Raw genomic sequence first — 23,297 nt, forward strand, 5'->3', positions numbered from 1 at the left:
TGTTACTCCAAGTCGGTCGAGATGTTAACCCTCTCAGTCCAGTTACTCATTTACTATCTCAAGCATCATCGGATTCCAGTATTTACTTAAATCATTCTCTACTGTGCAACGCCGTTGTTTTAGCAGATGAAAAATATAAGGAGCAAGAAAAACTAATTCTAGCGAACCACTGTAACCTGAATGGCTGTAGCTGAATTACTCAGTGCCAGTGGTGTAGCAATTTCGTCCCTGCAGTTTAGCAGCATATAAGGCCCGATCTGCGGCAGCAATAAGTTTTTGGGGTGACCCAGTTTTTGTAGAGGCAATACTCGCAATCCCCAAACTAATGGAGACGACTGTGCTAACGTCTGAGCACGCATGGGGTATTGCCAATGCTTTTATAGCTTGCTGGATCTGCTCAGCGATCGCAACTGCACCAGACAAGTGGGTATCCGGTAGAATGACCGCAAACTCCTCACCCCCATAGCGTGCAACTAGATCCGTTGCCCGTTTAACAGTTGCTTGAACCACCTGGGCAATCTTAATTAAGCAAAGATCCCCCGTTTGATGACCGTAGTAATCGTTGTAGCGTTTGAAAGAGTCAATATCAAACATAATCAGCGAGAGTGGTTCCTGGCTTGTTACAGAGTTTCGCCACACTTGTGCCAGATAATCATCAAACTTCCGTCGATTTGCTACGTGAGTTAAACCATCCAAGGTTACTAGTTGTTCTAATTCAGCATTGGCTGCCTGAAGAGATTGCTCTAAGCGACGGCGTTCAGTAATGTCAAAGACAAACAAGTAGTAGCCAATAATTTGGTTACTGGTATCAAAGGCTGGAGTCAAACAACTACTGAGATAGACGCACTGACCATCAAGATAGGTCATTTCAAATTCAAAACTTTGAGGTTCCCCTATTAAGACACGATCAATATGGCTCTTTATAGAAGCATAAGCTTTAGAACCAATGACATCCCAAACATATTTATTGAGAATGCTTTCCCGAGGCCGGTTGAAACGAACTTCGTAAAATCGATTCACAAATTGGTAGCGTAATTCGGCATTAACAAAGGCAATACCCGCATCAATAGAGTCGAGAATCTGTTGCCGCAGTTCTTTACTTTCACGTAAAGCAGATTCAGCCTGAAGGCGGTCTTGCTTCTCCAGTTGAAGTTGGGTCTTAGTTTGATGGAGTTCCAGAGCAAGCTGACTGACCCGTTGCTCCAACTGATAGATGTAATCAACATCCATTTGTACAGCTCGTTGACACGCCGTAGATGCTCAAGCAGCAATTACCTGAGAATCTTCTATCATACCGCTCAAATCGATACTGGCGCTTCAGAGAAACAACTTCATAAGGCTGGTGGAGGCATAGCAAAAATACTGATCCTATTGCTATACTCACATCTTCTTTCTAAGACTAAAAAACAGAAGGGTGCTTTTTAGTGGCTCTTAAGGGAAGTGAGGGCGATCGCTCGCACTTCCCCCATTGTGAAAAAAACAGTAAATTTCCTGAGAATATATTCTGCGTAATTGCTGTTGATACTTACTGACTTTCTAAGTAGATCAACTAAATCAAACACAAAATCCAAAGCGCTACATCATCTACGCTAAGAGCAGTGTAGCGTCTTGAATCTCATACTTGTTTTCTATATGCGAAATCCACAAAAATCAACCTTTGAAAAAGTTTTAAAGCACGATTTAGTGTCAGCAATAAAGTAATAATTCCCTTCTGAAAACATTGATTCTGTCTCAGAGATTTCAGAGGAGCTTCTTGGGCCTAACTGCAGCGTTTATTCACTTCCATACTGTTGGCAATCAAAGATAAGTTATCAAGCCTAAAAAATCATGTTGCTGGTTTCGCAGACAGCATAGCTTTTTATACAGCACTTTTCAAGTCTATGAGGCACAAGTTATTTTTGTGAGAGCCTCGCTCCGCGAGGCTCTCACAAAAATAACTGCATTTTATTCAAGCGCAAAGCGCTGTAATTTTACGTTTAATTGAGTTGCCCGTCTTAGTAAAGATTAAATTTATTGTTTCAAGCTTACAAAGATGAATTGGTAAACTTTGAGTACTTTCAGCAAGGAATGCCGTTGTGAATATCTCAATTCGGCTCCTTCAAGAGAATGAGTTAGCAGAGGCTGACCATATCTTTCGGCTTGCCTTCGGCACTTTTATTGGATTGCCAAAGCCTACTGAGTTTGGCGGTAATGCCAGCTATATTTAACCTCGGTGGCAGATTGATCCAACAGCGGCATTTGATGCTGAGGTTGATGGGCAACTGGTTGGTTCTAATATAGCCGCTTCTTGGGGTAGTGTTAGCACCTTTGGGCCGTTGACCGTCCACCCTTACTTCTGGGGGTAAGGTGTTGCTCAACGTTTAATTGAGGCGGCGATCGCTCAATTTTCCCAATGGGAAACGCGACAGGCAGGATTATTTACTTTTCCCAATAGTTCAAAGCATCACGCGCTTTATCAGAAGTTTGGCTTCTACCCACGCTTTCTAACCTTTGTTATGGCAAAACCAATTGCGTTAAGCCAGCAGAGCTTCCCCGTAACAAAATATTCAGATCTCGATCCACAACAACAATCTCACTGTCTCAGGGAGTGTTTTCAGCTCACCGATGCTATTTATTCTGGGCTAGATTTGTCCCGAGAAATTCAAGCCGTTCACACTCAAAATTTAGGCGACACTGTTCTTCGGGGGATGGAACAAGCCTAGTAGGTTTTGCTATTTGTCAGTGTGGAGCATCCAGCGAAGCAGGTAGCGATGCGTGTTACATCAAGTTTGGAGCAGTACACCCAGGAAAACAGGCTGGCGAACAATTTGAACAGTTACTCAATTCATGTGAAGTTTATGAAGCTACTCGATCCATGCCGCGTCTTGTTGCTGGAGTAAATACCAATCGTGATGTAGCCTATTCCAAAATGGTCGCTCGACGTTTTCGTACGGAAATTGTAGGTTTAGTTATGCACAAGCCCAATGACCCTGGTTACAACCGCCCGGACGTTTTTGTATTAGACGATTGGCGCTAATACTACGTAATGGCAATTAACTCATATTTGAAGATGGAGAGTACTCCGCATCCCATCTTCAAATATAGGCAAAGTTAAGTCATCGAGTACTACTAGTGAAAACAGAACCGAGAAGCTATGAAACCAATTTCAAAGACAGCCTTTTATTGTTGTGGCGTACGAATGCAAGATGCTAAACATAATAATCCTATATGCGGTGACATCTATGCTGAAGCCTTTATGAATGAAGATGGATTAAAAATTTTCGAAGCCTTTAAAGACGAAACAGCTCCCAATGCCTCCAACGCCACTCGACACCGCATTATTGATGATTTCTTACGTCAAGAACTTCTCGCAAATCCTAATCTACACATTGTGATTATTGGCGCAGGATTTGATAGCCGTGCTTACCGAATTCAAGGGGGCACCTGGATAGAACTCGATGAACCGCAAGTAATTGCGTACAAGAATGAGCGCCTACCTGCTTCAAATTGCGAGAATGAGCTTCACCGCATCTCCATAGACTTTTCAAGCGAATCGCTCGAAGAGAAACTTTCCCCATTCTTAAATAATAATTCAGTGGTGGTCGTCATAGAAGGCGTTTTAATGTACTTAGAGGAGGAAGCAATCGATCAATCGCTTCAAATATTACGCCGCCTCTTTCCAACACATAAGCTTATTTGTGATCTTATGAGTAGGAACTTTTTCGAAAAATTCAGTAAATCATTTCATAAAAAGATTGCAGATGTGGGAACAACTTTTAAGTTTACTGCCGACCATCCTGAAGCAGTCTTTCTACAAAATGGCTATAGCCAAATAAAAAAGATTTCCATTATCGAAACAGCAGTAGAGCTTAAGGCAGTCAGAGTACCCAAAATTGCTTTAAAGACAGTATTACGTACTCTAGCGAGCGGCTATGCAATTTATATATTTAATCTGCCTAGTGTTCTTATCTAAAACTATTTCCGGCGCTTTTCAAGCCAGTTCTTAAGAAGTAGGTGATTGTAATTAAATATAAGACCCAAAGGCTATGCTCTCTGCTTCACAAACGGCATATTTTTTTGGGTTTTATATTTAAATAGGCTGAGCTACTTATAATTACCAGTATTTTCTTGCGCCCACTTCATCTTTCAAAATCAATTTCATAAATTAGTTAGAAATGCTACAAGTAGGCGCTCATATTCAAACGTGGCACCTCACCTATAACGACAGCGTTAAATGTAATTAAGCAGAAGAAAATTATTAAGATATAGCAGATAAAATCGGAGACCTTGCGGATCTATTCTGTCTACTTTAGTGTCCGCTCAAGAAGGGTGCATCCCAGTTTTGTTAATGTGGCGGGCTTCGCCCGCCACATTAACAAAACTGGGTTTTCAATCTGCAAAAGTGGGATGTACCCGCTCAAGAATCTGTTGTGATTGTTTGTTAGTTCAGCTATGAAAAAGATTAGCAATTTGATGGTCGTAAAGTATTTAGCTGCCTGTGTTTGTATCGCAGCAACTATGACGTTGGTAAGTTGCAATAATAGTACGGGCTCTCAAGCAGATGCCGGCGATTCATCCCCCAGTGTAAGTGCCGCTGCTAACGAACAGGTTGAAAAAGTGAAGCCTGCAATCGGGACAGGAAATGTACAGGGGCAAGTCTTCTACAATGAAAAACTTGTTGAGAATATCGAGGTCAAACTATGTGAAACCTTCAATCAATTCGTTGGCGGCTGTGATGGGAAAAGCTATACAGCTAAAACTGGCAAAGATGGCTACTATGTCGTTAAAAACGTAGAGCCAAGGACGTACCAAGCTCTATTAACACGTGTTTTCAATACAGATTCCTATATCTTTGCAACAACGGGAGTAGCAGGCATTAGTGCAACTGAGTACAATGTTACCGCTGATAAAACCCTCTTTATTGATCCCACAAACCTTTTCAAGGTTGATTTGAAGCTGGTGAATCCTGCTGCTGCTGCAAAGGTTAGCGCTCAGAATTTAGAACTACGCTGGGATGCATACCCTGATGCCGCCTATTACCGATTTAGCATCTATCCCGAAGATGTTAGTGTCACTGCCAATTACATCAATGAGCGTGTTGAGGGTACAAGCTTTGCGCTTGATCAGCTTTTACCAAAAGGTACTTATCGTTGGGTCGTTGAAGCTTACAACAGCAATGATCAAAAACTAGCAGAAAGTGCCGACGACATTAAATTTACAATTCAGTAATACAGCATTTTCCAATCTAATAAGGCCTGAGGGAGGGGTATGGGACAAAGTTCCACACCCCTTCTTGTGCCCGGTTAGATGGGAAAGGGGTATAGGTTCTAATATCAAATCTGTTGAAGGCTAGCTGCACGATGGCCTTTCAACACAAGCACGAATTTTAGTTGACCTGAGTTCACATGAAGGGCGTTTTCGAGTGGACTTCGCATATAAAAATGCACGCTTCAGCCTATTCTGAACTGAGGGTATTTACGAAAGAGTCGCTCAGCTGAAGAATGCAAATAAAAGCCATTTCACAGCTATTTCATCACGAGAATCTAATCTTAGATCAGCAACTCCCTGATCCTACTTATGATGATCTCCAGGTCTACCATCGATAGCTTGAAAGCGCAATATGCTGCAGAAGGCCGCTTTGGCCCCATGTCTGACCTGTTTTACCTGCCTGACGACATTCTGATGGAAGAGTACGATGCAGCACTCTTGGGCAGTAACCATAGTTACTCCATGGAAGATTGTTGGCAGGAAGCCATTCGTCGAGGGCTGATTGCAGTAACAGGATCAGCTTCTGCCCAGCCAAAATTCACTATTGGCTTATGGCAGCAGCTAAAACTTCTGAAAAACGTACTCATATCATCCACCCAAGCAACCCGAAAATTCAAAGATAGCTTGTTGCTGAGAGGAGACATGAGGGAGGGATAAAATAGAATGAGAAACCGTAGTTTTCCATTCCACTCATAGCCCTCATTCAGCAACACCAAAATAGAGAAGGCTATACAGCACTGTGTGAGTTGATTAAGTACAGAAGGGAGTGTGTGGTGCCACACATTCCCTTCTGTACTTAATCAACTTGAATACCGCTATAGTGCAACAAAGTTGAACGTAAGTATAGTGGCAACCAAACAGCAAATAAGCAGATAAATCAGGTATGGAATACCCTAACTTATCTGCTTATCTATACGGTAATAGCGAAACCTGGCAAAGACAATAGCAGCGATTCTAGCCAGCTTTGGCTCACCATCCGCTCCTGTCTTCAGACATCTATCAATAGGACGTGTAGGCAGTCATAGCCGCTGCGGAAGCAACAGCCTGAGTTAGGAACTGCAGAACAAAAATTGCCAGGATGGGAGACAAGTCAATACCCCCAATTGGGGGGATGACACGACGGAATAGATTAAGGTAGGGGTCAACCAACTGGCTCAGAGTGGTGAAGGGTTGGCTGTACCAGTTAATATTCGGGAACCAGCTCAGCAGAACCCGAATGATAATCAGAACAAAGTAAATCTGAAGAAAATACGCCAGGGAATTCGCAATCAGAGCCATAATCGGTTGTGCTTAAACGTTCTTTTCCAGTCTAACGAATAGATTAGCGTCATATAGGGGAAATGGGTAGTGTCCTAAATCTAGCAGCAATTCTCAGTATGAGCTTCAAAGCTGAGAGTTCGTGCCCGAAGGGCACGAACTCTCAGCTTTGAAGCTCGAAAATAGCCCGCCGAAGGCGGGCTATTTTCGGTTTGGATTTCAAAATGAGAATTGCTGTAAATCTAGAGATAGGGTGTGAAGAGCATGTAAAAAGGGGTACTTTGGTTATCTCAAATTGAAGTGACACCGTTTTTAACCTGAGTTCGGGTTAAGGGCGTTTTCGAGTGCCGCGCGTTTCGCGGCACTCGAAAATGCTCATTTTGGCGTGCGCTTTGCGCACGCCAAAATGAGCACTGCAGCTTATCCCGAACTGAGGTTTTTTATGTGAAAACTGCTCAGAATGGCAGCTTCATATCAGTTTGGAGTGACCAGCCTATTTGCTTAACTGGGATTCTTGCTTCCCTTCTATGTGTCGTTGGGCGATCGCCTCAAGAGCAGCGCGATTGAGTTTCCCCTGAGGGGTGCGGGGCAGGGTTAGTACAGGAATCCAATGTTTTGGGTGTTTGAAGCGGCTGAGGTGAGGGGCAAGAGAGGCAAGGATTTGGGTTGGGGTGACCGTGGAAGGGGCGGGAACATAGATGGCTGTAATTGCTTCACCCCAATGGCGATCGCCGACCCCTATCACTGCTACATCCTCGACTAATCCCGTTGCACGAATAGCCGCTTCCACTTCAGCTGGAAATACATTCTCGCCACCCGTAATAATTTTGTCGCTGGCGCGTCCCCTCAAGTGTAAGCGCCCAACCTCATCTATACAACCAACATCATCCGTTTTGAAAGCCTCACCGTTTTTGAAAGATTTGGGGAAATATCCAAGAGCGAGGGACTTCGCTTGGATGTGAACAATCCCCGACTCAAGCGTTATCTGAGCGTGAGGAAGAATTTGATACCCACTTTTATGCAACAAGAAATCGTCGGGCTTTTGAGTAGCAACCTGGGAGGCCGTTTCCGTCATGCCATAGGTAGGAGCAAGGCGAAGCCCATGATGGTGAGCCTGTTCTAGGAGTGCCGGCCAGGGCGGGGCACCACCCAGGAGAATCGTGCCAAACTGCTGGAGCCAGGAAATCGTTTCAGGTCGCTGAATCAACCGTTGTAATTGGGTCGGCACCAGAGATAGGAAAAAACCTGCTGGGTCAAAGGTTGGCAGCACACCAGCTTCCAAAGATTTGAAGGGATGAATAGCGAGGGTGCCCTGGGTAAGGAGCGATCGCAGTACCTGCATCAACCCGCTGACATGGTAAAGGGGCAACACGCAGCAGGAGTGAATAGGCGAGCATTCGAAGAATTGTTGAAAGCCCCAAACAGAAGCGCCAAGGGTGCTCCAGGTGTGCGTGGCAAAGCGGATTTGTCCAGAAGTGCCGCCCGTAGGAATCAGGATGTGGGGAGTCGGAAGTAGTAAGGGGGCAAGGGGGTGCGGCAGTGCAGGAACAGAGGTGTCAGTCAGCGTATGGGTGGGGCGGGTGAGGTCAAGCGCCTGCTCCCATTCCCGAGGGGACCAGTGAGGGTTACCCAGGATAGCGGTATGGTGGGCCGCAACGGTGGCAAGAAAGCTGGCGAGGAAAGCAGCAGAATCCGCTTCGGCCAGGAGGATGGAGCTGGAAGTAGGGAGCGCGGTCAGTTCCACCAGTCGTTTGTGAAACTGCGTTCTAAAGTGATTTGGGTCGAGGCCGATGAGCCAATCGCGGTCTAGGGCGTGTTGGAGGAGAGGCGATGCCATAGGGTTGCGGGGTCGGAGCTGTGGAACCCGTCGTTGGGGAACCAGCGCTGGGTACCCAGGCCGGGAACGCGCTGGGGGTAAGGGAGGTTCGGCAAAAGGCGATGGGTGAGATATTGGTGAGCGATCGCCGTTTCGAACACGGAGGATAGTACCACAGCAGGACGGTGCTTCTGGCAAAAAGTTTGTAAATCCTGCGGGAAGCCAGCGATCGCTGCCTTCACCACAAATACCCCACGCCAGCCCTGGTGATAATAACGCTTCAGGTCAGCCAGGGTCGCCACAGACTCATCCAAGGCAATGGGGGTGGGAAAGCGATCGCCCAATTTCTGCATCGCCTCTACCTGATGGGCCGAGAGCGGCTGCTCTAAAAATTCAATTTGGGGGTAGTCAGCACAAGCATCAAGCCACTGCTCAGCCTCTTCCAGAGACAAGCCTCCATTCGCATCCAAACGGAGGCTAGCCTCTTGGGGCAGCTCAGCCAGCAAGTTTCTCAAGGTTGCAATTTCCTCCACTACAGGAGCCACACCAATCTTCCACTTAAAGGTGCGGTAATCGCTTTCCCAATAGGGTTGCCAGGCCGTGAAGGCTGCTAGTCCAGTAGGTAACAATGCACAGGGAAGTGACGATGGAACCAGCTCAAGGGGATGACACAGCGTTTCCCAGGCGATCGCCAGGCCAAACTGACAGGCAGGATGGGTACTGGGAATAGCCGCAAGCGTGGGAGGGGAGAGGCGATCGCCCAGACCGCGACAAAGCGTTTCTGCGTCCTCTAATGTTTCGCTGCCAAACCAGGGCAACGGAGCAATTTCACCAAAACCAACTCGACCGTTTTCATCTTCTAGCCGTATCACAATGCCCTGCCGTTCCCGCCATACCCCATGATGGGTCTGCAATGGCTGACGAAAGGTGCGTCGGTAAATGCACCATGCGAAATGAACCATTTCACCTCATCAAAGCTTACGCATTTTTGTTGTGTGGGGTGGGCGTCGCCCACCCCACACAACAAAAATGCTCTACGTATGGTGAACTTGCGTCAGTCCTACTCATGATTGCAATACCCAGCGGTTGTAGCAACAGGAGAGTTTAGAATTATCCTCCACACTCTCCTTTTGCTGCAACCAAATTCAATTTCCTGGGGTTCAGACCTGTGGATGGGGTGTGATGGAAGGGGCAGAAGTGCCCCTTCCTATCACACCCCATCCACAGGCTTTAGATATAACCAACAAGCTCAACCATAAATTTATGCAACAGACTAATACTTTGTGATGAAGGCATTAGTCTATCTCTCGAAAGAGTAACCGTTAACGATGAGCTTGCCAGAAAATTTTAACCAGACTTAATAGGTCTTTATACCCACCAAGAAGCCTGATTTTGCGACGTTTTGGAGCATAAATGCTGATAGGAACTCCGTCTAAAGTTAAGTTTTGTTAAATCTCCATCTATCAAAAGGCAGATGACAGGAGCCGGGGATCATTGCCTGACAAGCTTAATACTTCTTGAGGTCGATCCACCGCTCCGTAGGTACCCCTAATCGGGTGATGTCGATCTTTGGGTAAGCTCCTAAGGTGAAGGTAAGAGCAGTGTTTAGCTCTTATCGAAAACGTTCCCTTCTAACACATTTGACTAAGGAGTCTCGTATGTTCGTCGCACTTCTCCTGTTTGCCGGTTATGGTGCTGCTTGTGCCATTTTCATTAACCAGGTTGCTGCTCCCGCAGAAGAAAAGTAAACTTCCTCTGCTAATCACGCTTCCAGGTATTTTCTGGCATCCAATCGCTGCATCAACGCCGTTCAGGAAAATACATTGGCATCCACTTGATAGTTCTCTAAAGGTGACATCTTCCAGGTACCATCGCCGTGTAGCTCCAACACATAATTGTGATATTTGAGTAAGCTTGGCCGATGGCCGACACTGATAAAGGTTGTATCCTTACTCTTCAACTGATCATAGAGCCGTTGTTCATTACCTAGATCTAGAGCGCTGGTCGCTTCATCCAGTACCGCATAACGAGGATTAGTTAAGAGTAAACGGGCAAACGCAAGCCGTTGTTGTTCTCCTAGAGAAAGGACGGTTGCCCAGTCCAGTTCCACATCAAAACCCCCGACTCGGTCGGGTAAATCCTTTAAGTTAACCTGTTGCAGTGCTGCATGGAAGTCATCGTTATTCACGGTGGCATCCACCAGATTCGGATACAGCAACTGATCACGTAGAGTTCCCAGTAGCATGTAGGGCCGTTGGGGTAGGAACATCATCTCCGTGAGACCAGGCCGTACAATGCGTCCATCTCCACTGTTCCAAAGCCCAGCGATCGCCCGCAACAGGGAACTCTTCCCCGCTCCGCTGGGGCCAACGATCACAAGACCCTGGCCCGCCTGTAGCGTGGCGCTTAAGTTCTGCACTAGCATTCGCTGGCTACGGGGGGTTAGTAGAGTAACCCCTTCCAATGCAATTCGATCGTCCTCTACGGTTTGAATTTCCGCTGTGGTATCTGCGCGCTCCTCTTCTTGCTCGTTGAGTACTACAGCAAAGGTTTCTAGACGGTTAACCCCAGCCGCAAATTCGCTGAGCCGGTTGATTTGTGTCACCACTAGGGCAAAGGCTTCAAAAATTTGGGCAAAAGCAAAGTTCGCCTGACTAATATCCCCGAACTGAATCTCGCCTGCAAAGTATTTGGGAGCCAGAATAATAGACGGCAGAATGTAAGTGGCGTAACGATAGGGAGTACGGAAGAAGGCCAAATTTCGCTGCCAACCGATCAGGAAATTGTAGTTCCGTAGAACTTCAACAAAGCGCCGTCGTAGTTGTCCAACTTCTTGATCCTCACCCTGGTAAAAGGCGATGGATTCAGCATTATCCCGAACATGCACCAGTCCATAACGGAAGTCGGCCTCTTTCCTGAGCTGATTGAAGTTCAGGGCAATTAGCCGACGTCCTAAAACGGCAATGACGCCTGTACCAAAAATGGCGTAGCCTACCAGGAAAATCGCCAGAAAACCAGATTTTGATAGCAGGATTCCGGTAAACGACAAGACGTCGATGAACGCCCCCAGGAAGATCAGGAAAAACGACAGACTGTTTTCTGTAAAGGCGCGAATATCCTGAGAAATCCGCTGGTCTGGGTTATCGATTTCACTGTTGCTGTTGATGTCATAGTAGGCGCGATCGGCGAAGTAACGCCCCAAAAACTTACCCGTCATCCAATCCCGCCAGCGTAGCCCAAGCAAGCCCTCTGTGTACTGGTAGTAGACAACAAAGGGAGTGGCAATCGCAAAAACCCCGGCATAGACAATAAAAAATCGCCAGAAGGTAGGGGCATCTCGTTCTGACAGCGCTGTGGTGAAGTAGTTCCCCACATAGCTGATCATCACGTTCATGCCACTAACGGAGAGGGACAATGCCAACAGCAACACGAGAAAGGCCCACTGCTTCCAGCGGGGTAACACGTTTCCCCGAGCGGCAAAAAATCCGAGTGCTGGAATTAGAAGCCCGGCCAACACCACAAAGATAAATGGTGGGCTAAAGATCCCGCGACTAATGCTAACCATCCCCCCGGCCGTTTGTCCCATAAACTCTGGGAAGAGCAGCTGCAACAACAAGGTAATCGCGGCCACAACAATGGCTAGAGTCGCGAATAGGAACAGAATCAAAAGTGCAATGAGGACAAAGAACACCTTTCCGCCATTGCGCTCGGTGGGATACCAATAGGGTTGGGCGATCGCCACAAAGCGGTGCCACAATTGCGTGTCAAAGCGGTTTAAGCGATTTTCTGGGGAGGTGGGAGTGTTACCGTTACCGTTACCGTTGGTCATAGGAGCAACCAGAGGAGAGCACAAGCAGTCAAGCCACACTCATGATTTGCACAAGAACCCTAAAACCCAGTCTTGCCAGCACAAAATGATGACAGCACCAGGTTTTAAGTTTTAGTACAAACTACGAGCATAGGAATAATACGGGTGGATGAGCCATTTGTAACTGCCATTGTATAGCGATCGCTATTTTTGTCAGGGCAGAAGCAGATGGGAGATGCTCAGTTCCCTCCGCTGTAAACTGTTGATGTGTTTGTCTGAAGGACACGAAACTGTAGCGGTTACAGCAGGTTTTAAGGCAAATAGGGCTGGACAGCTGAGAGGACTAACTCAGGGGTCTCTAAATGGGGGAGAACACCGGATTGGGCGATCGTACAGAAACCTTGAATCGTCTTCGGATTCAACGCCGCCAGCCGTTGCCCCTGGGGTAGGGTTGAGAACCAGGCCCGTTCACCCCATACCAGAACTGTTGGTACCGTTAGATCGGGCATATAGCGGGCCAGATCAAAGCACAGGTCTCCCCGTAGAGAAGCCAGGGCACTGTATTCGGCATTGAGTTGCTGTGCAGAGGCCAGATAAGCTGCGACCATTTCAGGGGTAATGCGATCGGTGCGGGCAAAGAGAAACCGCTCCATAAAGTTGCGGATTGCCAGTTCGTTCGCGGCTCCCAGGGAGTAAATGGCCTGGTTGAGTCCAGGGGTACGCGCCAACTGAGCCGCCATGTTTTGAGCATAGCTTTCACCAAAGTCGCTGAAGCCTGACGGGCATACCAGAATGAGCTGCCGAAATAACTCGGGTCGCCGGATGGCAAGTCGTATCGCCAACCCCCCAGTTAGGGACGTGGCAAAAACAATGGGTGGCTCTGAGGCAACGGACTCCAGCAATTCCGTTAGTTGCAGGAAATAGTCTTCAGGTTGGTAGTCGCGCTGCAAATGGGTTGATTGACCCCAACCAACCAAATCTGGTGCGCAGATGGGAAAGCGATTTGCCAGCGCCGGATAAAATTTCGACCACTCGTAGGCCGAAGATCCGCCTCCCAGGCTATGGAGAAACACAAGTGTTGGGGCACTCTGGGGTGGATGCCAGAGTGCCCCCGTATTGCGATAGCAGGCCATGACGCCGAGGGTAGTGGCGATCGCCCCCTGCTCAAACCCGGGCGGTTGAAATTGCAGCATAGGGTTACCTTGCCAAATTTTAAGTGCCAAAAACTCGACACTCAAACGTTAAAATCAAAGATTTTTTGAGGGCTCAATGACCCTCAAAAAATCCTTAACAGACTGCTAATCGACCCAGCCAATGTCATCATTGCTGAGCTGAGTGGAGGGAATTTCAATTGCAACCGGGTGCTGCAAGACACGCCATAACTCGGTTGAAGCACTGACCTGAACTTGCCGTCGCAGCGTCCCTGGAGGCGGCTCGGCTGGTGCTGGGGGAGCAGCCGGTGGCTGCTGTGCTAAGGGCGCGGGCGGCGCAGCCGGGGGGGCAGGGGGAGCGGCTTTACGGGCGGTTTCTTCGGCCTGTCGTTGCTCCGTCAATCCCCGAATCATTTGTTTGGCATCCTCCAGCTCTTTGCGCAGCTGGTCGGAACTCCGCAGATCTGCCTGGAGCTTCTGGACAGTGGCGTCCCGTTCCGATAAATCCTTTTGCAGCGTTTCAATCTGGCGTTGCAGAATACCTTCCTGGGTCTGGGCTTCCTCCAGTTTCGACTGAAGATCCGCGAGGGTTTCCTGCAGCGCAGCAACCTCGCCGTGACCATCTTGCTCTGCCGGAGGAGCTTCAGGGGTCGCCTCTGGCTTGGCGGCAGACTTGGATGCAGCGGGTCGGGCCATTCCCTTGGCCTTAGACCGGCTAGCTGCAGGCTTAGCCGGGGGTTTTTCCGTTGTATCCTCCTCATTGCCGGGTCGCTGCGCTTCCTCCCGCAGAAGATCCGACAGTCGTTTTCGCGTTGCCATTAGTCCCTCCAATCTCGCTGAATTTCTTCTGCTACCCGCCGGTAGTCGGCTTCGGCTTCCCGTGCATTTTTACCACGCCATTGCAACACTGACATCCCATCCAGGGCAGCCCGTTCATGGGCTTTATAGGCACGTACAAAGGCATGGCAGGCCGGGATACCTAACTCCATTAGAGTCTTTTGTGCCTCCAGGGCTTCTCCCAGGCTACGGGGATCGACCCGTGTTAGCAAGACCCGATAACTAACTCCGGTGGGAATGACGGCTTCTCGCACGGTTTCGATCAATGCCGTCAAATCCATCGGGGCCGGGGGAGTGGGCAATACCAGATAGTCGGCGGCAGGAACCACCGTCCTTATCGCATCCGATGCTAAGGCCGGCGGAGTATCTACTACCACAACAGAATAATCTGACAGTTGCCGCAATTCCTGAAGCAAAACTGGATCTGTTTCCTGGGCCAGGTCAAACCCCAGGTCTTTAGAGCGGCGCTCAAACCACCAGGTTGCCGATTTTTGCGGGTCAGAATCAACCAGCAAAACCCGGTGATTCTCAGCCAAACTAGCAGCCAGGTTGACCGATGTGGTGGTTTTGCCCACCCCGCCTTTGCCATTGAGTACGACCAGCACCCGAGGAGAGCGCCTTGTGGCTGCCATTGGTGTTTTCGTCTTCTGTCGCTGCGCCAAGTGCGTCCTACCCTATCGCTTGCTATGGGCGAATGATAGCGCTAGTTGTGGGGGATGCGATCGCCTTCATCATTTAACTTGAGAATTCCATACTCTTGATAGGGGAATCGATTCCCCATCAACAGCAATAAAAAACAAGAAAATTACTCTACCCCATTGCCAAACGGCTCCAACATGCAGCCATGAATGCGCCAGTCGCCGTCTGGCTGCCGCTGCATGATGTAAATAGCACGCACAATTTGACCATGCGGCGACATCAGCACCACTGTTTGGGCGGGTAGACCTTCCATATCCACAATGCCCTCAAATAGCACCGAGCGAGGGCGGTAAACGGCCACGTAGGCCGTCTTGACCATTTTCATGAAGGTCTCAGGATCACCAAACTGGGCCTGAATACTGGGGCTGGCAAAGGCAAAGGCGGCGGCGGCATCATCCCGCTGGAAGGCATCCAGTTGTTGGGTAATGAGTTGGCGGATGGTGTCGCGATCGCGCTCCGTCAGATACATGGCAACAGTAGGGGTAGCAAGACGATGGGCCAGGAGGTATCCCCTTCGTCGGCAGACAGTTGCCACTCTTAAACCCAGGGGGTTACCCACTTTTTATTCTACGATTCTGAGCAGTCTGCACCGGATTTTGCCAGGGCCTGCTTCAGGGTCTGCTTTAAAGGGTATTTTTTCGTACGCGTCGCACCCGAAAAATTGACCCTTTCATTTCCGGGCGATCGCCAACGCCTTTCCCACCGCTATCCGGCTCCCCACAGTTCATATACCGCCCAGATGGCCATCGCCCGCAGGTAGTGGCTGGCTCGAAACGTTCCGACCGACGTAATCGCCTCTGGGGTACGGAACTGAAGCCCGTTATCATACACCTGCTGCACCACGGTTTCTGTCAACCGCATGCCCTCATCCCGCAAGCCCATCTGAATAAGGAACGCCGCCAAACCGAAGTTAATGCCCGTCCAAACCTCCAGGGGGTGGGTGTCATTGGGATTCACCGGAGAACCGTCCGGTCGCAAGCCATTGGCTGCCCCAAACTGGCCTCCATGAAATTTGAGGAAGCAAGTGTCATACACCGTCTTGAGGGCCGATCGCGCACAATCCTCAGGCACTACATGGGGCAGATTCAGCAGGCGCGCGTAGAACTGACCGCAGAGCTGATCTGCCATCACCACATCGGAGCCACTGCCCGTATCCAAACGATAGTAGGAGCCATTCCAGAGGGCATCGTGATAAATCGCGCGGGATTGGGCCAGCCAGTCCTTCCAACGGCTCATCTCGGCAGGCTCAGAGTCCAATTCCTTCGCAATGGCGATCGCGGTTTCCAGGGCTGCAATCCACAGCCCACCACAGTAGGCACTAATCCCCTGCATGCGCCAATCATCAAAGGTCTGATCTGGCGCACCGGAGTTTTCAGGGATGCCATCACCATCCAGGTCAAAGCTTTTGAGGTAATCCAGAGCCGCGACGATAGCGGGCCAGCACTCCTGTAAGAAAGCGCGATCGCTCCCCCCCGTCATCACAAAATCGCGGTAGACCAGCAGCACAAAGTCACTGCCCAGGTCTTTCCAAAGGTTGCAGTCCTGGTAGCTGGTGTAGTTGGTCCGCTCCCAGGGGTGCTCGTTCGGAGCCCCCAAGTCGTGAGGAGTCGCGTTGGCAACCTTGCGGGGCACATCGGGGCTCTCTTGCCCCTGGGTGAAGTAGTAGCCGATTTTGCGCAGGCGGGCATCCTCTGCGGGAATCGAGCGAGCAAAGGCTCGCATCACCGCCTTTTCCAACTCGGGAAACAGATGCAGGAGCGCGAAAGAACCATAGAGGCGCACATCCAGGCTTTCGTACCAGCGGTAGTCCAGGCATTCCACCACAGCGAATTGGCCGACTGGGTCGCGATCGCTGGCGGCACTCCACAAGGTTGCACCATCGGTCAGGTCATACAACTCGTTGAACAGGCCCATCTTGAACGTGTCCGATAAGTCAGTACGGCTCAAAATAGGCTGTTGCCATTGCTGAATTTGCTGCTGCCAATCCTGCCAGTGAACCAGCCCCAGACGGGCGATCGCCCAGCTATTCTCGCCATTCCGTTCAAAGAAGTCGGTATATCGCCGAAAGTAAGTCACCCCCTTGGCAAACTCCATGACCGGAAAATCCCAGGACAGCACAAAGGGAATCTGGCGGGTTTCACCTGGGGCCAGGGTAAAGCGGAGGGCGATCGCACACCCGACCTGCTCCCCTTCTCCTGCGGGTGTAGCGTCATGAACGTTGGGTAGAGAGCCATCCTGAGAGAAGGGTCGCCACAGCTCTGCCCCATCCCCGGCCGGGTTCCAGCGGGTGTGGTAAAACAGTTCGTCAGTGGGATGAAGATGGGTCGCGATCGCCCACTCTCCCTCACCCTCTTTGACCTCCTGCCCATCCAGGCGGCGACGACGCATAACACAGCCCACGAGTGGCCCGTCCTGCACCCATTCCGTAAAGTTGCCCGTGCTGTCTCCTAGAGGCGGTTGGTACTCGTAAACTGGGCTGCCATCATCCCGCACACGCACTTCGGGAGCGGCCAGCGTGTTCGTAAACCAGCCCACCAAGTTTTGCCAGGTGAGGGCAAGACTAAGGGTCAGGGGTTGGTCTGTGGGGTTGTGAGCTGTCCACAAAAATATGGCGAGCGGGTAGCTGGTTTCCTGATAATTGTGAGGCAGGATGGGCGAAAACTGCTCGCAGGTCACCTGAGCCTGAAGCACCTTTTCATAGGTGAACCAGCTGCGAGGATAGAGTGCCTGGTACATCCCAGTGCCATCCCCCTGATCCTCAGTCTTTGCAACAACCCCGGCTGACGTTGTCGCAGGGTACCAATTCCAACTGGCGAGGGAACCATCCTCAGCGGCTTCCGTGCTGAGCGCGTAAGCCTGGGTGCGATCGCCCCCCTGCTCGAAAATACTGAACTGACAGGCCGGAATGGATTTGAATACATGCTCCCCAGCGTCAATGTGCCAGAGGTTAAAGTCACCTCGGTGCGATCGCCCGATACACCCAGCCCCAAAACCACCCAGGGGCATCCCGTGAAATGGCCCATCGTCCAGGTTGCTGGCGTAGCGAACGGTATAGGGCTTCTCCCAACCCAGGCCAATGGGACGAGACCAGGCGCAGGTGGGAATGGTGGGCAGTGTCGAGGAATTCATGCAGAGATGGCTAGGTGAAACGGAACGTCTTCCACTCATACCCCATCTTGGTGATCAGGAGCGCAAATCAGAGGTAAATCCGAAAGCACAGCACACGTTGTTTCTTCAGCAATTCTCATTTTGGAATCCAGTCGGAAAACCGCTCGCCTAGGGCGAGCGGTTTTCCGACTTCAAATCCGAGAGTTCGTGCCCGTAGGGCACGAACTCTCGGATTTGAAGCTCATAATGAGAATTGCTGTTGTTTCTTTGGATTTCTGGCTTCATTAGGACTGTTGTGCAGCGAAGTTGCCCAACCTTCTAGAACCTCAAAAAACAGTTCATGGAAGTCTATTGCAACCCGTGGGTGGGAGAGCAGAGCCTCTCATAACCAAATGCTAGACTTGCCCTACGTCTCTCTTGCTAAGTCTGTTTATGGAATTTCTGACCCTGCTTCTAATCACTTTGATGGGCCTGGTCTCTCCGGTGGGATTTGTAGCCGATCGCCTGGCAGCAGACGCCCTACGCCAGCGGCTGGAGTCTGCCGAAGACCTGGATGTGCGCATTGACAATGCTCCTAGCTATCGGCTGGCACAGGGACGGGTGCAGCGGGTGCGGGTGGCCGGAGAAGGGATCGTGCCTTTGGAAGGGGTCCGAATTGAAGAACTGAACCTGGAAGCCGAGGGCGTAGCTCTTGATCCAGGGGAGTTGCGGGATGGCACCGTGGAGCTGAAGGGACCCCTGGAGGCGGGTATCCAACTCGTGCTAACAGAAGAAGATTTGAATCAAGCATTGCAGTCTCCGGTCGTTACCGAGTGGCTGGAGGATGCCAGTGTGCAGGTGCCGGGTGCGGCCTCAATCGGGATGGAGCGCTACACGCTGCTCAATCCTCAGATTCAGCTTTTAGAGGGCGATTCCCAGGGGGATGGCAGAGGCGATCGCCTGCGGTTTCAAGTTACCCTTCAAGAACGCCGCAATCGGCGACAGATCCCGATTGAATTGGAGTCGGGCTTTGCCATTGATGGAAGCCGAAGGGTGCGCTTAATTGACCCGGCTGTGTCGGTGGAAGGGGTAGCGGTACCTGCTGAGTTGCTACAGGCCTTAACGCAGGGGGGCGTAGTAGATCTGCAGACGCTGGGGGGCGAGGAGATTTTGGTACGGTTGCTACAATTAGAGGTAGAAGACGATCAGGTCGCGATCGCCGCCTGGGTCAGGGTTGCACCCGAACGTAACACCCCTTGAATAGGCTTAGCAGACACGGGCTTCTAATACATCTAGCGCCCTAGAAATTCAGTCCTTCTTTTCAAACAACGTTGGGCTTCCGGAAATATGTGGGGTGCTGTTGTAGTCACAAACTCAAGACCCCGCCACCCCTGTCGCCCCATTGGGTAGCTGAGTCTTCCTGGTTGCATTTCAACCTGAGGAGAACTATATGAACGACGAACCACTTCAGCATCATTCGCTCGAATCCTCTCCAAAACGCCAATTTCGCTCCAGATTACCCCTGGGTGCTGTGACAACTCTGGCTGCCGTAGTCGTGGCAACGGGCAGTGCAACCGCGTGGTGGACATGGCAAACCCTCAGCACCCGTAAAGCTACCGTTACCCCTCCGGACACTGAAACGGTCATGCCTGCGGACCCCACGGGTGCATCTGATGTCGGTAAGGAACCCGTTGTTCAATCTCCTACTCAGTCCGATACCGCTTCCTCGGGTTCTGCTGCCAGGGCTGAGATGCGATCGGTGTCAGTTTACTGGGTGAAAGACACGGGCACCCATCTGGAGGTCGTACCATCACCCATTTCTATCGAGGCGAATCAACCTCCTGAGGCTTTGCTTCAACAGTCGTTTGACCATCTCCTGAAAGGGCCAGAGACAACCTCTCAAGCAAGCGTTGCCTCCACTATTCCAGCCGAAACTCGCATTAATTCTCTGGAGATTCGTCCCGATGGAATCCATGTCGATTTAAACCAGGCGTTTACCACTGGCGGTGGCAGTGCGTCTATGGTGGGCCGTCTGGGGCAGGTCATATACACGGCCACCACTCTCGACCCCAATGCGAATGTCTGGATCTCCGTGAACGGAACACCCCTAGAAACTTTAGGTGGCGAAGGGGCTATGGTTTCCCAGCCTATGACTCGACAAGCCTTCGACCAAGACTTTGCCCTCTAATATCAAACTAGAACCTGTTTTTATCAACCTCAGTTCGGGATAAGCTGAAGTGCTCATTTTGGTGTGCGCTCTCGCACACCAAAATGAGTGTTTTCGAGTGCCGCGCAACGCGCGGCACTCGAAAACACCCTTAACCCGAACTCAGATTTATTATTTGAACGTGCGCTTGCGCACGTTCAAATAACAGTGGTCTGTCAATGAGCTTTTTTGTTTACCTTGAAAAAGCGTGAGTTCTTACCGGCTCGACCACCAAAACCCGTTTTATGGGTGAGGCATACACCATCTGCCTCGTCCACAGAACAGAAACATGCTGCAACTTATGCCAGGATTTACAAAATTTGGACGTTTCCATAAAGTCTTACTTTTCTGTCCTGGGCAGGACTGTGGGAAACAGTGCAAACGGTAAGATATTTTGTGGATATCCGAAAAATAGGTTTTGGGCGGATGCAAGATTTGCAGGCAGAACTGGCAGGCCGAATGGGCGAAGCAGAATGGGATTGGCTCGCACCCCATGCGGAGCGCGATGCACTGGTCATGGTTTCTTCCCAACTCGATCTGCTAGATGTAGGCGTAGCGATCGCCAGTGATAACACCACTCATGTACAACGATGGATTGATGAGCGCTTGCTGGTTAAACCCACACGCGATCAACTTCATGTTTGGAGTAAGTCTCCCGGTAAGCGCTTCAATGCGCTGATCTTACAGCCTTATGTGCTAATTCAAGACGTTGCCTAATCAAGTCGAGCTGGCTGAATCGAGCTTGACCATTCCACATTGATATCAAATCTAATTCAAAGAGGGGGAGTGCTTAGCGCTCCCCCTCTCCAACGTAGTTACGAATTCGAAGAAGAGGAGTGCAAAGCGCTTTCCTCGTCCAACATATCTACAAATTCGAACAGGGGGAGGTGTAAAGCACTCCCCCCCAACATAGCTACGAATTTATTTGTGAATTTTGGGAGCCTGTAGTTGACCGGCCCGGTAGCGATGTCCTAAGGATGCCCCTGTATGACCGGTAGCAACCCAGAGCAGCGATCGCGCAGCATCTCGGGCCACCTTGTTCCAGGGCTCAGAGGGCTTCTCAGTGGGTACGGGCAACGGTTGAAATTCAATACCACGGCTGCCGAACACAATGGTGCCAATTACTTGGGCTCGCCGCATGTGGTAGTCGGACGTCACCAAGTACAAGCTGTGGATATTCTGCATATCAAATTCATCCACTAGGCTGGTGAAGTTCGTGACGGTATCCACAGCCCGATAGTCCAGGTGAAGCCGTTCGAGATCAATACCATACTCTTCAGTGAAGAGCCAGGTGGAATACTCTTCGGGGCTACCGGAGGAAACCCAGATGGGCAAGTCGGGATGAGCCTGAGCAAATTCTGCAGCATAGGCTTCGCGATCGGGAGAACCTCCCAGCACCAAAATGGCTTGAGGCTTCAATACCCAGGAGCGCACCTGCCAATAGGCCAAACCGCACACTATCAATATGAGAAAAACTTTGAGCAGCCATTGAATTCTACGGCTCTTCTTTCGCCTAATAGCGGGTATCCGCCGACGACTGACCGTTGCAGCAGGCGATCGGTTTTGTCGTCCCGGGAATCGCCTATTCTGAAATTTAGCCTCACCCATGTGCCACTCATTCCTACCCTGACCCTGTTACAGGCCTTCCCAGATCAACCCTATCACTCTACACTAGGGCCTGTTTTAAAGGGGTATTTTTCCGTGCGTTTTGTACACGCAAAAACAACTCCTTCAGGCACTTCTAAAACACGTTCTACCTTCCTATATTCCCGCTACAAGAACGGAATTTTTTTGGGATCGCAAATCCAAATCTGCTCTCAACGTCAAACTTTAGGTTTAACGGTCTAGAACCAGGAAAATACCAGGAACTGCTTTAAAGGTCGTTGTTTCCACACGTGCTTCGCGCACGAAAAACCGTCCCTTTGAACCAGCCTTAAAACACGCCCTAGCCAGCATCACTCGGGGCATTATTGGATGGCCCATTTTCTAACCTTTCCAAGTAGGGCTCGCAAACATCCGGATCAGGTGTAAAGGTGACGACGACTCGATAGGCAAGGCGTTTATCTTTTGCCTCAAAGTTGTGATCCTGAGCAATTTGCTTGGCTTGCTCATTCAAAAACCCGTAACCTGAACTCTGAATAATCGCTGGTGTAGACTCCTCCAGAGGCTTACCGTCAGGCCCAACCACTAACCCAACAATGGCTGTACCCTCCAACCGTTGAATACACGCTTCTTCAGGGTAAGGAGCAGCAATTTCAACCAGCGGAAAATCTTCGCTGTCCGGATCATAGATGCTGGGGTCGTAATCCTCACCCACTAGAGTGAGTGACTCTGTTAACCAGTCCACATCCGCCTGAGTTCGTTCATTAGCGGTAGTACCCGTTCCGTTGTATGCGAAGAGCTCTGGCTGTTCTGTTTGAGCCCGCCGAGCAGTAGCCAGTTGAGAAGATGGGGTTTGGCGTGTATAGTTTGGTCGATTGAAGCGAGGCCGCCCGCTATTAGTAGCGGGTTGAGACGGATTATCCGGTGGATTAGCCGGAGTTTCCCCCGTTGGTGGCTGCTGAGCTGAATTGGCAGGAGGGCTGGAGGGTGGACTAGCTGGAGGGGATGCCGGAGGGGATGCTGGAGGACTGGCCGGAGGAGATGCTGGAGGACTGGCCGGAGGGGATGCTGGAGGTCGGGCAGCCGTTCGATCCGGAATCTGCACGCGTGTTGGTTGGCGGAAACTGGGGCGATAGGAGGAAGACACCTCAGGCGGTGGCGGCGGTACAAAAAATGGCGGCAAAATGGGCGAGAAGCGCACCTGGGGACGGCCTGGTCCCTGCGTTAGGGGCGTATTTTGAGGAACCGGCAGTGAGGATGAAGGAGCCACTTCAGGCAGGGGCACGTCATTGGTTAGAAAGTCAGGCAGGCGCTCTTTCTCGGCCGGGGATAGCTCGACCAACTCGACGGGCCGCTGAATTTCTGACTCGCTGCGGCGATCGCTTGCTGGTAGAAACGGCGCCACCGCCCAAAACAACACATGGAATCCCAGCGAACCCACAACCCCCCAAAACATAGGGTCGTTCCATAGGGGGCGCGAGTATAGGGAGGAGTGGGATGTGTCCGTGTAGGTCATAGCCGTCAAAGATACGGGTCGATCTTTACAAAGGATAGCAGGGGAGTGGAGAAGCAGGGGGTTCGAGGAAC

The 23,297-nt window shown here is 50.4% G+C and carries 20 protein-coding genes; 8 read left to right on the plus strand and 12 right to left on the minus strand.

Annotation, left to right across the window (positions count from 1 at the left end):
• Positions 1–195: 195 nt before the first annotated feature.
• Positions 196–1,230: a diguanylate cyclase gene (locus H6F91_RS02730; RefSeq protein WP_190775863.1), complete on the minus strand. Its 1,035-nt coding sequence runs from the start codon at positions 1,228–1,230 to the stop codon at positions 196–198.
• An 845-nt stretch (positions 1,231–2,075) separates the two neighbouring features.
• Here H6F91_RS02730 and H6F91_RS28205 point away from each other — a divergent pair.
• The 5 genes from H6F91_RS28205 (at position 2,076) to H6F91_RS02750 (ending at position 5,904) form a co-directional block, all read left to right on the plus strand.
• Positions 2,076–2,207 carry a hypothetical protein gene (locus H6F91_RS28205; protein ID WP_277874355.1) on the plus strand — a complete coding sequence of 44 codons (132 nt, stop codon included), beginning with the start codon at positions 2,076–2,078 and terminating at the stop codon, positions 2,205–2,207.
• A 647-nt stretch (positions 2,208–2,854) separates the two neighbouring features.
• Complete coding sequence (locus tag H6F91_RS27490; RefSeq protein ID WP_199307603.1) at positions 2,855–3,016, plus strand: hypothetical protein; 162 nt, start codon at positions 2,855–2,857, stop codon at positions 3,014–3,016.
• A 117-nt stretch (positions 3,017–3,133) separates the two neighbouring features.
• Complete coding sequence (locus H6F91_RS02740) at positions 3,134–3,952, plus strand: SAM-dependent methyltransferase (RefSeq protein ID WP_190775862.1); 819 nt, start codon at positions 3,134–3,136, stop codon at positions 3,950–3,952.
• A gap of 479 nt (positions 3,953–4,431) precedes the next feature.
• Entirely contained in the window at positions 4,432–5,208 is a 777-nt protein-coding gene (locus H6F91_RS02745; RefSeq protein ID WP_190775861.1) for a hypothetical protein, read from the plus strand.
• Positions 5,209–5,556: 348 nt separating this feature from the next.
• A complete protein-coding gene (locus tag H6F91_RS02750) occupies positions 5,557–5,904 on the plus strand; it encodes a hypothetical protein (RefSeq protein ID WP_190775860.1) in 348 nt (115 codons plus the stop codon).
• Positions 5,905–6,246: 342 nt separating this feature from the next.
• Here H6F91_RS02750 and H6F91_RS02755 read toward each other — a convergent pair whose 3' ends face one another.
• From H6F91_RS02755 to H6F91_RS02795, 9 genes are all read right to left on the minus strand, one after another.
• Positions 6,247–6,525 (minus strand): YggT family protein, encoded by a 279-nt coding sequence (locus H6F91_RS02755; protein ID WP_190775859.1) that lies wholly within the window; start codon positions 6,523–6,525, stop codon positions 6,247–6,249.
• A 472-nt stretch (positions 6,526–6,997) separates the two neighbouring features.
• Positions 6,998–8,341, minus strand: a complete 1,344-nt coding sequence (locus tag H6F91_RS02760) for a 2-succinylbenzoate--CoA ligase (protein ID WP_190775858.1) — start codon at positions 8,339–8,341, stop codon at positions 6,998–7,000.
• Positions 8,311–9,282, minus strand: coding sequence for an o-succinylbenzoate synthase (locus H6F91_RS02765; RefSeq protein WP_190775857.1), 972 nt, complete (start codon positions 9,280–9,282; stop codon positions 8,311–8,313). Before H6F91_RS02765 ends, H6F91_RS02760 begins: the two co-directional genes overlap by 31 nt.
• A gap of 848 nt (positions 9,283–10,130) precedes the next feature.
• Positions 10,131–12,149: an ABC transporter ATP-binding protein/permease gene (locus tag H6F91_RS02770; protein WP_190775856.1), complete on the minus strand. Its 2,019-nt coding sequence runs from the start codon at positions 12,147–12,149 to the stop codon at positions 10,131–10,133.
• 290 nt (positions 12,150–12,439) lie between these two features.
• Positions 12,440–13,321 (minus strand): alpha/beta hydrolase, encoded by an 882-nt coding sequence (locus H6F91_RS02775; RefSeq protein WP_190775855.1) that lies wholly within the window; start codon positions 13,319–13,321, stop codon positions 12,440–12,442.
• A 105-nt stretch (positions 13,322–13,426) separates the two neighbouring features.
• Positions 13,427–14,098, minus strand: a complete 672-nt coding sequence (locus H6F91_RS02780; RefSeq protein WP_190775854.1) for a hypothetical protein — start codon at positions 14,096–14,098, stop codon at positions 13,427–13,429.
• Positions 14,098–14,748: a ParA family protein gene (locus H6F91_RS02785; protein WP_190775853.1), complete on the minus strand. Its 651-nt coding sequence runs from the start codon at positions 14,746–14,748 to the stop codon at positions 14,098–14,100. Before H6F91_RS02785 ends, H6F91_RS02780 begins: the two co-directional genes overlap by 1 nt.
• Positions 14,749–14,921: 173 nt before the next feature.
• Entirely contained in the window at positions 14,922–15,374 is a 453-nt protein-coding gene (locus H6F91_RS02790; protein ID WP_347280004.1) for a DUF4864 domain-containing protein, read from the minus strand.
• Positions 15,375–15,520: 146 nt separating this feature from the next.
• Positions 15,521–17,944, minus strand: coding sequence for a GH116 family glycosyl hydrolase (locus tag H6F91_RS02795; protein ID WP_190775852.1), 2,424 nt, complete (start codon positions 17,942–17,944; stop codon positions 15,521–15,523).
• A 411-nt stretch (positions 17,945–18,355) separates the two neighbouring features.
• Between H6F91_RS02795 and H6F91_RS02800 the strand changes: the two genes are divergently transcribed.
• From H6F91_RS02800 to H6F91_RS02810, 3 genes are all read left to right on the plus strand, one after another.
• Complete coding sequence (locus tag H6F91_RS02800) at positions 18,356–19,162, plus strand: DUF2993 domain-containing protein (RefSeq protein WP_190775851.1); 807 nt, start codon at positions 18,356–18,358, stop codon at positions 19,160–19,162.
• A 190-nt stretch (positions 19,163–19,352) separates the two neighbouring features.
• Positions 19,353–20,090 (plus strand): GerMN domain-containing protein, encoded by a 738-nt coding sequence (locus H6F91_RS02805; RefSeq protein WP_190775850.1) that lies wholly within the window; start codon positions 19,353–19,355, stop codon positions 20,088–20,090.
• A 444-nt stretch (positions 20,091–20,534) separates the two neighbouring features.
• Entirely contained in the window at positions 20,535–20,825 is a 291-nt protein-coding gene (locus H6F91_RS02810) for a DUF2288 domain-containing protein (RefSeq protein ID WP_190775866.1), read from the plus strand.
• 204 nt (positions 20,826–21,029) lie between these two features.
• Here H6F91_RS02810 and H6F91_RS02815 read toward each other — a convergent pair whose 3' ends face one another.
• Together H6F91_RS02815 and H6F91_RS02820 are read right to left on the minus strand one after the other, a co-directional pair.
• Complete coding sequence (locus H6F91_RS02815; RefSeq protein ID WP_190775849.1) at positions 21,030–21,716, minus strand: YdcF family protein; 687 nt, start codon at positions 21,714–21,716, stop codon at positions 21,030–21,032.
• Positions 21,717–22,053: 337 nt separating this feature from the next.
• Entirely contained in the window at positions 22,054–23,226 is a 1,173-nt protein-coding gene (locus H6F91_RS02820; RefSeq protein WP_190789216.1) for a TonB family protein, read from the minus strand.
• Between the last annotated feature and the right edge of the window lie 71 nt (positions 23,227–23,297).

This window comes from Leptolyngbya sp. FACHB-8 (assembly GCF_014695575.1).
Taxonomy (GTDB): Bacteria; Cyanobacteriota; Cyanobacteriia; order Elainellales; family Elainellaceae; genus Vacuolonema.